We start from the raw sequence: 12,911 nt of genomic DNA, 5'->3' as shown, positions 1-12,911 counted from the left end.
GACGACGACGGCCAAGAGTATGGCTCGCTCAGGCGTCGATGATGACCGGGATGATCAGGGGCCTGCGGCGGTGTGTGCGGTACGCCCAGTTCGCCACGGCCCGAGCGATGAGCTGCTCCAGCTGGTGGGCGTCGCCGACCCCTTCCTCGGCGGCGGTTGCCAGAGTCTTCTCGATCACCGGGATGACGGACTCGAAGGTGGTCTCGTCGTGGACGAAGCCGCGGGCCAGGAAATCGGGGGCCTCGGCGAGCGCGCCCGTGTCGGCATCGACGATGGCGACCACGGTGACGACGCCCTCCTCGGCCAGCGTGAGCCGGTCCTTCAGCGAGGCTTCGTTGACACCGCCGACGGTCATCCCGTCCACGTAGACGTAGCCCGCGGGCACCTTGCCGGTGATGGAGGCGCGGCCGTCGACGAGGTCGACGACGACGCCGTCCTCGGCGATGACGACACGGTCGGGGTCGACGCCGGTACGGATGGCGAGGTCGGCGTTGGCCTTCAGGTGCTTCCACTCGCCATGGACGGGCATGACGTTGCGGGGCTTGACGATGTTGTAGCAGTAGACGAGCTCACCCGCGCTGGCGTGCCCCGAGACGTGCACCTTGGCGTTGCCCTTGTGGACGACGTTCGCGCCCCAACGGGTCAGCCCGTTGATCACTCGGTAGATCGCCGTCTCGTTGCCGGGAATCAGGGAGCTTGCGAGGAGAACGGTGTCTCCCTTTCCGATGCGGATCACATGGTCGCGATTGGCCATCCGCGACAGCGCGGCCATCGGCTCGCCCTGGGATCCGGTGCACACCAGGGTGATCCGGTGGTCGGGGAGCTTCTCCAACTCCTTCATGCTGACGACCAGGCCCGAGGGAACGTTCAGATAGCCCAGGTCGCGGGCGATGCCCATGTTGCGGACCATCGAGCGGCCCACGAAGGCGACCTTGCGGCCGTGCTGGTGGGCGGCGTCGAGCACCTGCTGGATACGGTGCACATGGCTGGCGAAGCTGGAGACGATGACCCGCCGCGGCGCGGTGCGCAGGACCTGCTCGATCGCGGGGTTGAGCTCGCGCTCGGATGTGGTGAAGCCCGGCACCTCGGCATTGGTGGAGTCGGTGAGGAAGAGGTCTACGCCCTCCTCGCCGAGCCGCGCGAAGGCGCGCAGGTCGGTGATGCGGTCGTCGAGCGGGAACTGGTCCATCTTGAAGTCACCGGTGTGGAGCACCATCCCGGCACCCGTGCGGATGGCGACGGCGAGCCCGTCGGGGATGGAGTGGTTGACCGCCACGAATTCGCAGTCGAAGGGCCCGAATCCGCGCCGGTCCCCCTCCCGCACCCGCACCGTGCGCGGCCGGATGTTGTGTTCCTTGAGCTTGGCCTCAAGGAAGGCAAGTGTCAGCTTCGACCCGACGACGGGGATGTCGGACCGTTCGCGCAGCAGGTAGGGCACGCCGCCGATGTGGTCTTCGTGGCCGTGTGTGAGGACCACGGCCACGACGTCGTCAAGGCGGTCCCGGATCGAGGTGAAGTCGGGAAGAATGACGTCGACGCCGGGCTGGTTCTCCTCGGGGAACAGCACGCCGCAGTCGACGATGAGCAGCTTGCCGGCGTGCTCGAAGACGGTCATGTTGCGGCCGATCTCGCCCAGGCCGCCCAGGGCGACAACCCGCAGGCCTCCCTTGGGCAGCGGCGGGGCAGGCTTCAGCTCGGGGTGCGGATGGCTCATGGGGTGACGCTACCGGAGAGTTGAAAGAGCTGTTCAACAGGATGCCCGCGGGCCGCGCGACATGCGCACAGCACATCCCCCGGACGGCTGGTCCGACTCGTCCTTCGAGCTCAGACGCGGAAGATGTGCACCACGTGCCGGGCGTCGGCCAGGGTGTGCGGGGCCAGGGCGTGGTACGCCCACACGTGGACCCAGGCATTGCCGGTGCGCAGGGTGAGCACCGCCTTCATCATGCCGGGGGCGAAGTAGGTCAGGAGCAGGAAGGCCGCCGACAGCACTGCGTCGCCGGGTGAGCCGAACCGTGTCCAGGCATCCCAGAGGTGGAAGACGGCATAGGCCAGGCCGCACAGGATCACGGTCGCCGGGGTCGAGCCGGTGAGACGGAGTATGCGGGGCAGCAGGATCGCGTAGATGAAGATCATGGCCGGGAGCACCGCCCCCACGAGGTAGAGCGTGAAGGTCAGCGGCACGCCCAGGAGGAGTTGGCGGCCGCCGAGGTCGAGGATCTCGGGTTTGAGCACCAGGAACTGCACCGCCGACTCGACCAGGAGGACGGTGGTGATCAGGACGGCGTCGGCCGCGCGGTCACAGGAGCGCAGACAGAGCCGTTCGGCCGTGTAGCGGCGGAAGTACAGCAGGGGCAGGAGGGCGTACACGACCACGTTGTAGAGCGCCCAGGTGACAGCCTCCGCCGCGGTGACCTGCTCGTGGGTTCCGTAGAGCGTGCCCGCGAGGTGGAAACCGAAGGGGTGCCAGCCGAGTGAGCGGGCGAGGATGTGTCCGAGGGCGAGCCCGGCGGCTCCGTAGGCCAGCAGCAGGAGAGTCTCGCGCAGGGCCTGGGTGCGCTCGGGGGCTCGGGCGGCGATGTCCGGGCGCCGGCGGTGGCGGGTGAGCAGCCGGACGAGGGCCATCAGAAGCAGAACCTCGACGAGTCCGATGTTGGCTTCCAGTAAATGGTCGGTGGTTGTTCGCCCGGTGCTCGACGGCCAGTTGAAGGGCAGCCGGTCCCCGGCGGCGGCGAGGACCAGCGCGTTGAGGGCCGACCAGCCGAGGACAGCGGCCCATACGGCTCGTGAGCGTGGCAAGGGGATACGGCGGGCGCGGCGCGACTTCGGGTCGGTGGAGCGGGTGAGCTGCATGGGAGCCTCCGCGATCTATGTAGCACGACCGTGCCACATAGAAAGTAACACAGGCGTGCTATAAAAGACTCATGCCCAAAGTGGTCGACCCTCAGCTCCGCCGAAGAGAGCTGGCCGAGGCCGTATGGCGCGTTGTCCGGCGCGACGGCCTGGACCACGCCTCGGTTCGCAACGTGGCCCGGGAGGCGGGCCTTTCGATGGGGTCGTTGCGGCACTACTTCGTGAGCCAGTCCGAACTGATGGCCTTCGCCCTGCGCATGGTCATCGACCGGATCGAGCAGCGGATCGCGGCGCTGCCTCCGGACGACGATCCCCTGCGGCACGCCGCACGCACCCTCGCCGAACTGCTGCCGCTGGACGACCAGCGGCGGGCGGAGAACGAGGTGTGGCTTGCTTTCACGGCTCGCGCCATGACCGACCCCGAGCTGCGAACGCTGCGCGACGAGGGGTACGAAGCGCTCCGCGCGGGCTGCCGCGGTCTCGTGGCGGGCCTCGTCAGCCCCGGCCGCGACCCGGAACAGGAGACCGCCCGGCTGCACGCCCTGGTGGACGGGCTCGCCGTGCACGCGGCGATGCGGCCGGACGTCGAGACCCCCGAGTCCATGTACGCCGTCGTCGTCGACCACTTGGCGGAACTGCGGACCCCGCGGGCCGCTCGCCCTCCGGCCGAACCCTGACGGGGCCCGGCCGGGTCGGCGCGGGAATCTGCGTGCCATGAGACCCGCCGTGGATCACCGAGGGACGGAAGCGCCGCTCTCGCCCGCCCTGCGGTCCTGGACCTTGGTGCGATACAGCCACAGGACGACAGAGAGACCGAGGACGGCCAGGGCGACGACCAGGACCCACCGGCTCACCCAGGACACCCGCTGCGACCTGGCCGTCGCCGGAGGCGGCTCCACGGGACTGCGGACCTCGCTCCTCGCCAAGCACCGCCGTCCCGACCTCGATGTGCTGGTCATCGAGCAGGCCACCTGCGCTCACGCGGCCAGCGGCCGCAACGGCGGCTTCTGCTCCCCCAGCCTCACCCCGACGAACCCGACAGCCACTGACCGACCCACGGCGGGAGCACTTCAGTTGGCGGTGAGCGTCGCCGTTGCGCCAACCCGGTGCTCAATGGCGAGTTTCGGCTGGTGAGGGCAGAAATCAGGGGTTGCCGACTCCTGTGTCACTCGACGGGTGCCACTGCGGAGGCCAGGGAACGTCGCGGGTGATCTGGCCACCGCTGACGCCAAGGTCGCGGCGCGCAGCCCGCAGGAAATCCTCACGCGTCTTCCGGAACTCAAGGTACGCCTCGGGCCACGTGGCGGTGCCGGCAGTCGGTCTGCCGCGAGCCAACCACTCGAGATGCCAGAGCGCGCGGTTCAGTTGGACGGCAGCGGTATTGCTGTCCACGTCACCGAGCAGCCAGAGGGCTTCCGCGAGCGCCGACCGATGGGCCTCGGCCGCTGCGAGTTCCTCAAGCGTGGCAGCCGTCGGCTCCAGCGGCGTCGACCCCGTGGTGAGTCCACGGGCTATGGCCAGCCCCCTGTACCGGTTGCTGAGTTCCTTGACGGTGTGGGCGTACTCCGCGTAGGCGTTGAGGCGCCGTTCGTCCCATCGGACGGACTGCTGGCGTCGCCACTGCGTGCGTTCGTTCACGGCAGAGACAACAAGGGACAGCACCGCTCCCGTAGCAACGCCGACAAGCGGCAGTACTTGACTGGCGAGGCTCATGCATCTCCCTCGTGAGTGAACGGACAGCCTCCCTGGTTCATATCCCTGGTGGGCGTTGGCACTCGGGCCGAGGCCCCCGAAATGCGCAGGGAGATCAAGGCACCCGTGCCACCACCGCGTACATCCCGCTCGGTTCGGGCTGCGGCGCGGGCTCCTCGCGGAACCACTCGGGGGCCGTCACCAGGCCGGGCTCGACGGGCTCCAGACCCTCGATGAAGCGGACTGTCTCCTCGCGGGAGCGGAGCGCGAGCGTCATGCCGCTCCTCGCGTACTGCTCGGTCACCTGCTCCGCCACCTCAGGGAAGATGTCGTTGGAGGCGTGGGAGAGCACCAGGTGGCTGCCGGACGGCAGGGCCGAGACCAGCCTGGCGACGATGCCGTACGGGTCCTGCTCGTCCGCGACGAAGTGCATCAGCGCGATCAGCGACAGACCGATCGGACGGCCGAAGTCCAGGACGGTACGGGCGTGTTCGAGGATCACCTCCGGCTCGCGCACATCGGCCTGGATGTAGTCGGTGGCGCCTTGCGGGCTGCTGACCAGCAGGGCCTCCGCGTGACGCAGCACGATGGGGTCGTTGTCGGTGTAGACGACCTTCGCGGACGGCGCGATGCGCTGCACGATCTGGTGCAGATTCGGAGCGGTGGGAATCCCGGCGCCTATGTCGAGGAACTGGTCGACGCCCAGTCCCGCGAGATGGGCGGCGGCCCGCTTCATGAACGCGCGGTTGTGCAGGGCGCCGATGCGCACCTCGGGCGGCAGCTTCTCGCCCACTGCCTCGTCGACGGGGTAGTTGTCCTTGCCCCCGAGCAGCCAGTCGTAGACCCGTGCGGGGTGTGCCTGTCCGGTCTCGATGCGGGGGCGGGGGGAGGGTGCCGTCATGAGCGGACTCCATCGTCACAGGGAGGCGGGCGGGTGGCTGGCGGGTGGCTGGCGCTCAGCAGTTTGCCATGCCAACTGGCCTTTACAGCAGGTGCGTTGACGGTCCGAGCACGGTCGGCGCGGGCATTCCGGTACAGGGCTGCCACCGCCGTTCGCATGTGCCTTGGCTCACATGGGTCCTCCGTCCTGCGGACACGGCGCAAGTTCGGTCTCGCATGGTGGTCGCGCTCTGGACCTGGGCACTGGGCAGCATGTTTCCATGCACATAAGACGTGATCGTCCCGCGCACGGCAATGGCGCCGTACGCCCCGACCGGCTGTACCGGAGCGCGCCGCGCGCCGTGCCGGACCCCGGTGTCAGCCGTTCCAGAAAGGGCTCCTTTGACCACGCGTTCCGAGACGAAGACCACGCTCGCGCAGTTGCTCACCGCGATCGAGCACCGCAACCCGGCCCAGCCGGAGTTCCACCAGGCCGCCCAGGAGGTCCTGGAGACTCTGGCGCCAGTCATCGAGGCTCGCCCCGAGTATGCCGAACCCGGACTGATCGAGCGGCTCTGCGAGCCGGAGCGGCAGGTCATCTTCCGAGTGCCGTGGCAGGACGACCGGGGTCGCGTCCACGTCAATCGCGGGTTCCGGGTGGAGTTCAACAGCGCTCTCGGCCCGTACAAGGGCGGCCTGCGCTTCCACCCGTCGGTGAACCTCGGCGTCATCAAGTTCCTGGGCTTCGAGCAGATCTTCAAGAACGCGCTGACCGGTCTCGGCATCGGCGGCGGCAAGGGTGGCAGCGACTTCGACCCGCGCGGCCGCAGCGACGCGGAGGTCATGCGCTTCTGCCAGTCGTTCATGACGGAGCTGTACCGGCACATCGGTGAGCACACGGACGTGCCCGCGGGTGACATCGGCGTCGGCGGGCGCGAGATCGGCTACTTGTTCGGCCAGTACCGGCGCATCACCAACCGCTGGGAGGCCGGTGTCCTCACCGGCAAGGGGCCGGGCTGGGGTGGCTCACTGATCCGTCCGGAGGCCACCGGGTACGGCAACGTCCTCTTCGCGGCGGCGATGCTGCGCGAGCGCGGCGAGGACCTCGAGGGCCGCACGGCGGTCGTCTCCGGCTCCGGCAACGTCGCCATCCACACCATCCAGAAGCTGGCCGCCCTCGGCGCCAACGCCGTGACCTGCTCGGATTCGTCCGGTTACGTGGTCGACGAGAAGGGCATCGACCTTGACCTGCTCAAGCAGGTCAAGGAAGTGGAGCGCGGCCGGGTCGACACCTACGCCCAACGCCGGGGCGCATCGGCCCACTTCGTGCCGGGCGGGCGAGTCTGGGAGGTCCCGGCCGACATCGCGTTGCCGTCGGCCACACAGAACGAGCTCGACGGCGACGATGCCGCCGCTCTGATCCGCAACGGCGTGAAGGCCGTTTCGGAGGGCGCCAATATGCCGACGACCCCCGAGGCCGTGCATCTGTTCCAGCAGGCGGGTGTCGCGTTCGGGCCCGGCAAGGCGGCCAACGCAGGCGGTGTGGCGGTCAGCGCCCTGGAGATGGCCCAGAACCACGCCCGTACGTCGTGGTCGGCAGCACGGGTCGAGGAGGAACTGACGCACATCATGAACGACATCCACGCCACCTGCCACGAGAGGGCCGAACGCTACGGTGCCCCCGGAAACTACGTGACGGGGGCGAACATCGCAGGCTTCGAACGGGTGGCGGACGCGATGCTGGCCCAGGGCGTCATCTGAACCCCAGGCGCCAGATGCCTGCCCGTGGGCCCCTGCCGAGAGTTCGGCAGGAGCCCACGGTGTGAAGAGCCGCCGAGGGCCGGGAGCCGGTACCTGCCCTCGATGAGCGGCATTCCGGCCGACGTCAGCTACCGGCTGCTGGCGGCCGGACGGCCCGGCCTCACTTCAGGTGTCGCCGGCCTCACTTCAGGTGTCGGGTGAAGAACTGGGCCGCAGCGTCCCCCGCGAACTGCGGGACGCCGGTGTGCCCGCCGAGATGGGCGTGCAGGGACTTCTCCTTGGAGCTGAAGGCGTCGAACAGGTCCAGGGCCGCCTGCCGGTCGTTGCCTTCGTCGTCCCATTGCAGCAGGACGTGCAGTGGAATGGTGACCTGCCGGGCCTCCTCGAACATGGCGCGCGGCACGAAACTTCCGGCGAACAGAACGCCGGCCGAGATACGCGGCTCGACCACCGCCAGCCGGATGCCGATGGAGATCACTCCCCCCGAGTACCCGACCGGGCCACCGATCTCGGGCAGCACAAGGAGGGCGTCCAGGGCGGCCTGCCATTCCGGGACGGCCTCTTCGACCAGCGGGAGGATGAGGGCGTCGACGATCCCGTCGCTGACCGGTTCACCGGCCTCCATCGCCCGCCGCAGGTCGGCCCGGGCCTGCTCGGCGGCGGGCAGGCGGGGCCGGTCGCCGCTTCCGGGGAGCTCGATGGTGGCCGTGGCGAAGCCATCCGCCGCAGCTTGCTGGGCTCGGGCCACCAGTCGGGGGTACATCTTGCGCAGCCCCAGGGGAGGATGGCCGAGCAGGATCAGAGGCGCCGGTGCGGAGGCGGGTGCTGACGCTGATGCCGTTGTCCACAGGATGCCGGGGATCTCACCGAGGGTGAATTCGCGTTCGAGGACGCCGTCGTCGAGGCGTTGCTCGGAAGTGAAACGCATGGTCGTGCCTTTCGGGAGTGCACTGGAACGGCGCTCCCGGACGACCTGTCTATCGCCCGACCGTGGCCCCGGAGGGGAGCACCCATGTCGATACTGCGTTCACGGGTACCACCTCCTCGATCTCTCGCACGGCCTCCGGAAACGTAGCAGTGGCCGCCCTCGTCCGCCTATCGGTTTTTGCGGAGTCTCCGTGGCCGGATGCTTCGTATAGAGAGGCTGGAAAATATGGATAAACGCACCTAAAACCACCCTCAGAACAGGGCGGAGGCGCAAGTACAAGATCCATGCCCCCTTCCTCTCCGCGCACGACGAGCGATACCCCTGAGAACGAGCGGCCGGTCAGCGGGCGCCGTGGACAAGGGAGTGGACCATGCGCGATGAACGGTTCGAGGGCGGCTGGCACGTGGACGAGCGCTGCATGAATTGCGACGTTGCCCGGCAGCTCGCCCCCGGCCTGATCGGGGAGGCCGACGGCCGCGCGGTCGTCTTGCGCCAGCCTCACGGCCAGGACGAGATCCGGCAGTTCCACGCCGCCGCGCACGCCTGTCCCACCCGCTCGGTTCGTCCCCCGACCGGGCGGCTGGACGCGGCGCTGGATCCCTTCCCACTGGCTCTGGACGACTCCGTGTACCTGTGCGGGCACAACTCCCCGCACAACGCAGGGGCCAACTCCTACCTGTTACGCCGCGCCGACGGCACCGTGATGATGGTGGACACGCCACGCTGGAGCACTTCGCTGGCCGCGCGCCACGAGGCGCTGGGGCCCGTCACCGACGTCCTGCTCACCCACCGCGACCACGCCGCGCACGGCCGTCGCTACGCCGATCGCTTCGGGGCCAAGCTGTGGATCCACGAGGGTGACCTCGATGCCGCCCCGGACGCCGACCGTGTGCTCCGTGGCACCGAACCGGCGGAGATCGCCGAAGGGGTCGTCGCCTTCCCCCTTCCTGGACACACGCAGGGCAGCGTGCTCTATCTCGCCGACCAGCGGTACTGCTTCAGCGGCGACAGCTTCTACTGGTCGCGCACGACAGCGGACATCGAGGTGGCCGACAGTGTCACCTGGTACTCCATCGAGGAGCTGGCCGCCTCCCTGGCCCGCACCGCCCACCAGTTGCGCTTCGAGTGGCTGCTACCGGGCCACGGCGACCGCCAACGCCTCCCCGGCGACGACATGACACAGCGGCTGCGGCAGCTGACGACGCGTACCCAAGAACTCCGGCCCCGCCCCGTCGACTTCACCGCGATGCGCTGGTAACAGCTCTGACCCTCGCGAGTGGGGGCTGGTACCCCCGTCGGCCGGGGGCGCTGGCGTACGACAAGGGCCACCTCGCCAGCAGGGCCGGGACCGCCGAACGCGGCACCGGCAAGCCGATGGTGGGGGCCGAGGGTCGGTTACGGATGGGCAGCGACACCACCACCCTGCCCGGCTGCCTCGACCGCCCCTGCGGCAATGCAGGACGTCGCGGAGGTAGCGCTCGACTGGCCCGGCATCCGCGTTGAAGCTGCCTCTCCTCGCACCCCAGCCATGCATGAGGACGGCACGAGACTTCGGCCCGTCCCGGTCGACAGTCTCGACGGCTATCCGCGCCCGTGACCTGCATCTGAGCCCCGGGCCTCTGGGTTCCTTGCCGCCTGTCGGCAAGGAGCAGTCAGACGCACCGAGTTTCACAGGGCGTTGACTGGCAACACGGACTGCATGGCTGACGAGAGAAGAACCTCTGATGACAGCGCCGGAAACGGCCGGCACAGCACGAAGGCAACAGCCGCCAAGGGGCGGTCGACTCCAAGCACAGGAGCGCACAAGGTGAACACCACTGCACAGAAGGCCAAGCAGGAATCGGCTCAGGCTGCCGAGAAGGCGAAGGATTCCGCTGGCGAGGCGACCGACGCCGCCGCTTCTGGTGCCCATTCGTTCGGTCTCGCGACGCAGCGCGCAAAGCAGGCGGCAGCCGCCGGTATCGAGAGCGGCGGCAAGACAGTGGTATCGGCCACCGGCAAGGTCGCTTCCACGGCAGTCACCGGCTGGACCCTGGTGAAGAACCGCAAGGCCATCGCCGCAGGGGCTGCCGCTGGTCTGGTCACCGTGGTCGGAGCTTCTTTCACCGCCGGGCGCCGGTCAGCGAAGATCCAGGGCGGACCGCTGACTCGGCTGACACATGGCCGTATCTGACTTCTGCCGTATAGACCGCATAGACCCACCACTTCAGGCGTCAGCGGTACGCCCGCCTTGTGCGCCGGGGTGCAGGTGACGGTGGTGCGGACCGAAGTGCCCCAACAGCGAGCCAGGGCAGCGCCCACGGCCTGGCGCGGGCGCTCGACCAGGAGGCGGGGGCCAGGCCGGTCGGATCCGTGAAAGCTACGGATCAGGTGCCCGGCTTGCGGCCGTAGACGAAGACGTCGTCGCCCTTGCGCAGCATGTTCCAGTACTGCACGGCGTCCTTCTTCGTCATGTTGACGCAGCCGTGGGAGCCCGGAGGGGACCAGACGCTGATGCCGACGGAGTGGAACGCCTGGCCGCCGTCGAAGAACTGGCTGTACGGCATCGGCACGTGGTAGATGCTCGACACGTGGTCGATGTTGCGCCAGTAGACCTTCTTCAGGCCCGTGCGGGTCTCGTGGCCGTTGCGGCCGGTGCGCACCGGTACCGGGCCGTACTTGAGGTTCCGGCCGTCCTGGATCCAGCTGAGCTGGAGCGTCAGGTCGACGCAGGCGATGCGCCCCTTGTTGGTCGGGCACTTACCCGCCTTGTTGGGGGTGTTGCCCACCGCTTTCTGCTTGTTCATGAGGTTCATGACGCCCCAGGTGACGCTCCCCGCGTACCCGGCGTTCGGGGTGATCTTGTGCTTGGTCTGGAAGGCCTTGATGACCTTGCAGTCGGCTGCCGACTGCTTGCCGTCCACCGGGCGGCCGAGGAACTTCTCGACCTGCTTCTGGTACGGCCCGGTCTGTGTCGAGCACGACGCGGCCTGAGCACTGCCCGTACCGAGCGCCACCGTGAGCGGGGCCACCAGCACGGTGATCCCCAGAGCCACGGCTCCTCGTCTGCGTATGTCCCCCACTGCTGACCACTCCTCGTTCGTCATTCGTCATTCGTCCACGGGTCGGATCCCACCTGCTAGACGACGCGGCCCCGGAGTTCGTTGTAGGGCAAATCGACACAGGTGTGTAACAGAGGATGATTTGTCGCCGGGTGGCGGCCCGGCCGCGGGGGCGCCTTGCGGCCCAGGACCGGCGCGTGCCGCCGTGACGTCGTGGGCGTGGCGCGAGGCGCCGGCCCCGTACGTTATGGTTGATCTTGAGCCCGCAGCCGGTGAAACCCCGGCAACGGGCCCGGCGTTGGTCGTCCAAGGAAAGACGCCCCGCTTCCTGCGGGGAAATGCAGGTGCAAGGCCTGCCCAGCGCTCATGGCGAAGCCCCGGACGCTTTTCGGCATCCGGGGCTTTCTGCTGTGCTGCTACGCCTCCGTCAGGGCGGCGACCAGCTCATCCAGGCTCTGCGCCCACCAGTCGAAGGAGTCGGTCGTCCTGGGTGGATCCCCAACCGGCCGCCGGACGTAGGCGGTTCGCATGCCCAGTGCCTGAGCTCCTCGTAGGTCCCAGGCGTGCGCGGCAACCATCAGCACACGCTCGGGCGGACATCCCGCCGCCTCAACCGCGAGCTTGTAGACCTCCGGAGCGGGCTTGTAGGCGCGGGCGTCGTCGGCCGACAACACCTGATGCCAGCGCAGCCCCGCATGCGCGTTCAGACGGAGCAGAGCGCCGGGAGTGGCATTCGAGAGTCCCAGCACCGGAAAGCGCCGCGAAAGGCGTGCGAGTCCGGCGACGGAGTCCTCCCAGGGGCCGAGCCGCTGCGATGCGGCAGCCAGCCGCCCGATGACCACGGGGTCGGTGAGCCCGGCGCGCTCAGCCACCCGCTCGGCCGCCTCGCCGTCGATGACCTCGCTGTTGGCGTACGAGCGGTCCCCCTCTCCGATGCGCCGCTGCTCACGCTCGACATGCTCGTGCCACACCGCGAGCAGGTGCTCTACCGATGCCTCTGATGAGGCATCGCCCGACTCGGCGACCGCCTCGCCGATGGCCGCACCGAGCCCACCGGCCTCGTCCACCATCGTTCCCAGGACGTCGAGGACGACGACCTCGATATCGCGTGCCTCGGGCATCCGTGATCCCAGCTCCCACCACTACGTCACCGGTTGAACAGGTGACAAGTGTTGCCCGACCGCACGTCACCGGTCAAGATGGTGACGTGCACTTCGCCTTCGTCAGCGGAAACCCCGCCCTGGACCTGGTCGCCACCGTGGAATCCCGCCGCGACCAGCCCCGCGACCTCCTTGCCACCCCCGCCGACCTCGAACAGTGGGTCATGGCCTGCGACGAACTCCCCGACCAGGTGCCTGCCGACCCCGCAGCCCTCACCTGCGCCCTTCAGCTCCGCGAGGCCATCCACCAACTCGCCCTCGACCTCATGCAGAGCCGCCCCTACACGCCGGGCAGCCTGGACATCCTCAACGACGCCGCCGCAGGGCCGCTCCCCGCCCTGCGCCTCAGCGACGCAGGCACCCACCTGTCGGGAGATCTCCGCTCCGCGCTCACCCACATCGCCCGCCGCGCGATCACCCTGCTCGCCGACCCCCACACCTGCCTGAAGGAATGCGGCCGCCCCACCTGCACCCGCCTCTACCTCGACCGCTCCCGCGGCACGCGCCGCACCTGGTGCGGCATGCAGGCCTGCGGCAACCGCGTCAAGGCCGCCGCCTACCGAGCCCGCAAGCACACCGCCCCATAGCCCCTCGGGA

General features: G+C 68.9%; 14 protein-coding genes. 6 read left to right on the top strand and 8 right to left on the bottom strand.

What is annotated here, in order from left to right; all coding sequences use genetic code 11:
• Window positions 1-28: 28 nt before the first annotated feature.
• Both M4V62_RS41590 and M4V62_RS41585 read right to left on the bottom strand, forming a co-directional pair.
• Window positions 29-1,714: a ribonuclease J gene (locus M4V62_RS41590; protein ID WP_249592381.1), complete on the bottom strand. Its 1,686-nt coding sequence runs from the start codon at window positions 1,712-1,714 to the stop codon at window positions 29-31.
• Between the two features lie 110 nt (window positions 1,715-1,824).
• Window positions 1,825-2,853, bottom strand: a complete 1,029-nt coding sequence (locus M4V62_RS41585) for a hypothetical protein (protein ID WP_249592380.1) — start codon at window positions 2,851-2,853, stop codon at window positions 1,825-1,827.
• 71 nt (window positions 2,854-2,924) lie between these two features.
• Here M4V62_RS41585 and M4V62_RS41580 point away from each other — a divergent pair, with 71 nt between their 5' ends.
• The gene (locus tag M4V62_RS41580) at window positions 2,925-3,530 is read left to right on the top strand and encodes a TetR/AcrR family transcriptional regulator (protein ID WP_249592379.1); all 606 of its coding nucleotides are present in this window, start codon (window positions 2,925-2,927) and stop codon (window positions 3,528-3,530) included.
• A 54-nt stretch (window positions 3,531-3,584) separates the two neighbouring features.
• On the opposite strand, the gene M4V62_RS44030 is transcribed toward M4V62_RS41580, so the two are convergent.
• Window positions 3,585-3,812, bottom strand: coding sequence for a hypothetical protein (locus M4V62_RS44030; protein ID WP_430626893.1), 228 nt, complete (start codon window positions 3,810-3,812; stop codon window positions 3,585-3,587).
• Here M4V62_RS44030 and M4V62_RS44025 point away from each other — a divergent pair.
• Window positions 3,727-3,987, top strand: a complete 261-nt coding sequence (locus M4V62_RS44025) for an FAD-dependent oxidoreductase (protein WP_430626892.1) — start codon at window positions 3,727-3,729, stop codon at window positions 3,985-3,987. The two genes, M4V62_RS44030 and M4V62_RS44025, sit on opposite strands and share 86 nt — an antisense overlap.
• Before the next feature lie 9 nt (window positions 3,988-3,996).
• Here M4V62_RS44025 and M4V62_RS41570 read toward each other — a convergent pair whose 3' ends face one another.
• Both M4V62_RS41570 and M4V62_RS41565 read right to left on the bottom strand, forming a co-directional pair.
• Window positions 3,997-4,566 (bottom strand): hypothetical protein, encoded by a 570-nt coding sequence (locus tag M4V62_RS41570; protein WP_249592378.1) that lies wholly within the window; start codon window positions 4,564-4,566, stop codon window positions 3,997-3,999.
• 94 nt (window positions 4,567-4,660) lie between these two features.
• Complete coding sequence (locus M4V62_RS41565) at window positions 4,661-5,446, bottom strand: SAM-dependent methyltransferase (RefSeq protein ID WP_249592377.1); 786 nt, start codon at window positions 5,444-5,446, stop codon at window positions 4,661-4,663.
• 380 nt (window positions 5,447-5,826) lie between these two features.
• Between M4V62_RS41565 and gdhA the strand changes: the two genes are divergently transcribed.
• Complete coding sequence (gdhA, locus tag M4V62_RS41560) at window positions 5,827-7,185, top strand: NADP-specific glutamate dehydrogenase (protein ID WP_249592376.1); 1,359 nt, start codon at window positions 5,827-5,829, stop codon at window positions 7,183-7,185.
• Between the two features lie 181 nt (window positions 7,186-7,366).
• Here gdhA and M4V62_RS41555 read toward each other — a convergent pair whose 3' ends face one another.
• Window positions 7,367-8,113, bottom strand: a complete 747-nt coding sequence (locus M4V62_RS41555) for a dienelactone hydrolase family protein (protein WP_249592375.1) — start codon at window positions 8,111-8,113, stop codon at window positions 7,367-7,369.
• Window positions 8,114-8,483: 370 nt separating this feature from the next.
• On the opposite strand from M4V62_RS41555, the gene M4V62_RS41550 reads away from it, so the two are divergent.
• Window positions 8,484-9,371: a 4Fe-4S domain-containing protein gene (locus tag M4V62_RS41550; protein ID WP_249592374.1), complete on the top strand. Its 888-nt coding sequence runs from the start codon at window positions 8,484-8,486 to the stop codon at window positions 9,369-9,371.
• A 549-nt stretch (window positions 9,372-9,920) separates the two neighbouring features.
• Window positions 9,921-10,286 carry a hypothetical protein gene (locus tag M4V62_RS41545; RefSeq protein ID WP_249592373.1) on the top strand — a complete coding sequence of 122 codons (366 nt, stop codon included), beginning with the start codon at window positions 9,921-9,923 and terminating at the stop codon, window positions 10,284-10,286.
• Window positions 10,287-10,479: 193 nt separating this feature from the next.
• Here the strand turns inward: M4V62_RS41545 and M4V62_RS41540 are convergent, their stop codons facing one another.
• The gene (locus M4V62_RS41540; protein ID WP_249593219.1) at window positions 10,480-11,175 is read right to left on the bottom strand and encodes a L,D-transpeptidase; all 696 of its coding nucleotides are present in this window, start codon (window positions 11,173-11,175) and stop codon (window positions 10,480-10,482) included.
• 395 nt (window positions 11,176-11,570) lie between these two features.
• On the bottom strand, window positions 11,571-12,275 hold the full coding sequence (locus M4V62_RS41535; RefSeq protein WP_249592372.1) for a haloacid dehalogenase type II: 705 nt from the start codon (window positions 12,273-12,275) through the stop codon (window positions 11,571-11,573).
• Window positions 12,276-12,361: 86 nt separating this feature from the next.
• Here M4V62_RS41535 and M4V62_RS41530 point away from each other — a divergent pair, with 86 nt between their 5' ends.
• Window positions 12,362-12,901 carry a CGNR zinc finger domain-containing protein gene (locus M4V62_RS41530; RefSeq protein ID WP_249592371.1) on the top strand — a complete coding sequence of 180 codons (540 nt, stop codon included), beginning with the start codon at window positions 12,362-12,364 and terminating at the stop codon, window positions 12,899-12,901.
• The last annotated feature ends 10 nt before the right edge of the window (window positions 12,902-12,911 follow it).

Source organism: Streptomyces durmitorensis (assembly GCF_023498005.1).
Classification (GTDB): Bacteria; Actinomycetota; Actinomycetes; order Streptomycetales; family Streptomycetaceae; genus Streptomyces; species Streptomyces durmitorensis.
Note: the sequence above shows the minus strand (reverse complement) of the source record. Positions and strands in the feature narration are given on the sequence as shown.

What these genes read in the sequence shown, in the direction of transcription:
- M4V62_RS41590 (WP_249592381.1), bottom strand. Translation starts at nt 1,714, where the DNA reads ATGAGCCATCCGCACCCCGAGCTGAAGCCTGCCCCGCCGCTGCCCAAG.
- M4V62_RS41585 (WP_249592380.1), bottom strand. Translation starts at nt 2,853, where the DNA reads ATGCAGCTCACCCGCTCCACCGACCCGAAGTCGCGCCGCGCCCGCCGT.
- M4V62_RS41580 (WP_249592379.1), top strand. Translation starts at nt 2,925, where the DNA reads ATGCCCAAAGTGGTCGACCCTCAGCTCCGCCGAAGAGAGCTGGCCGAG.
- M4V62_RS44030 (WP_430626893.1), bottom strand. Translation starts at nt 3,812, where the DNA reads ATGACCAGCACATCGAGGTCGGGACGGCGGTGCTTGGCGAGGAGCGAG.
- M4V62_RS41570 (WP_249592378.1), bottom strand. Translation starts at nt 4,566, where the DNA reads ATGAGCCTCGCCAGTCAAGTACTGCCGCTTGTCGGCGTTGCTACGGGA.
- M4V62_RS41565 (WP_249592377.1), bottom strand. Translation starts at nt 5,446, where the DNA reads ATGACGGCACCCTCCCCCCGCCCCCGCATCGAGACCGGACAGGCACAC.
- M4V62_RS41555 (WP_249592375.1), bottom strand. Translation starts at nt 8,113, where the DNA reads ATGCGTTTCACTTCCGAGCAACGCCTCGACGACGGCGTCCTCGAACGC.
- M4V62_RS41550 (WP_249592374.1), top strand. Translation starts at nt 8,484, where the DNA reads ATGCGCGATGAACGGTTCGAGGGCGGCTGGCACGTGGACGAGCGCTGC.
- M4V62_RS41535 (WP_249592372.1), bottom strand. Translation starts at nt 12,275, where the DNA reads ATGCCCGAGGCACGCGATATCGAGGTCGTCGTCCTCGACGTCCTGGGA.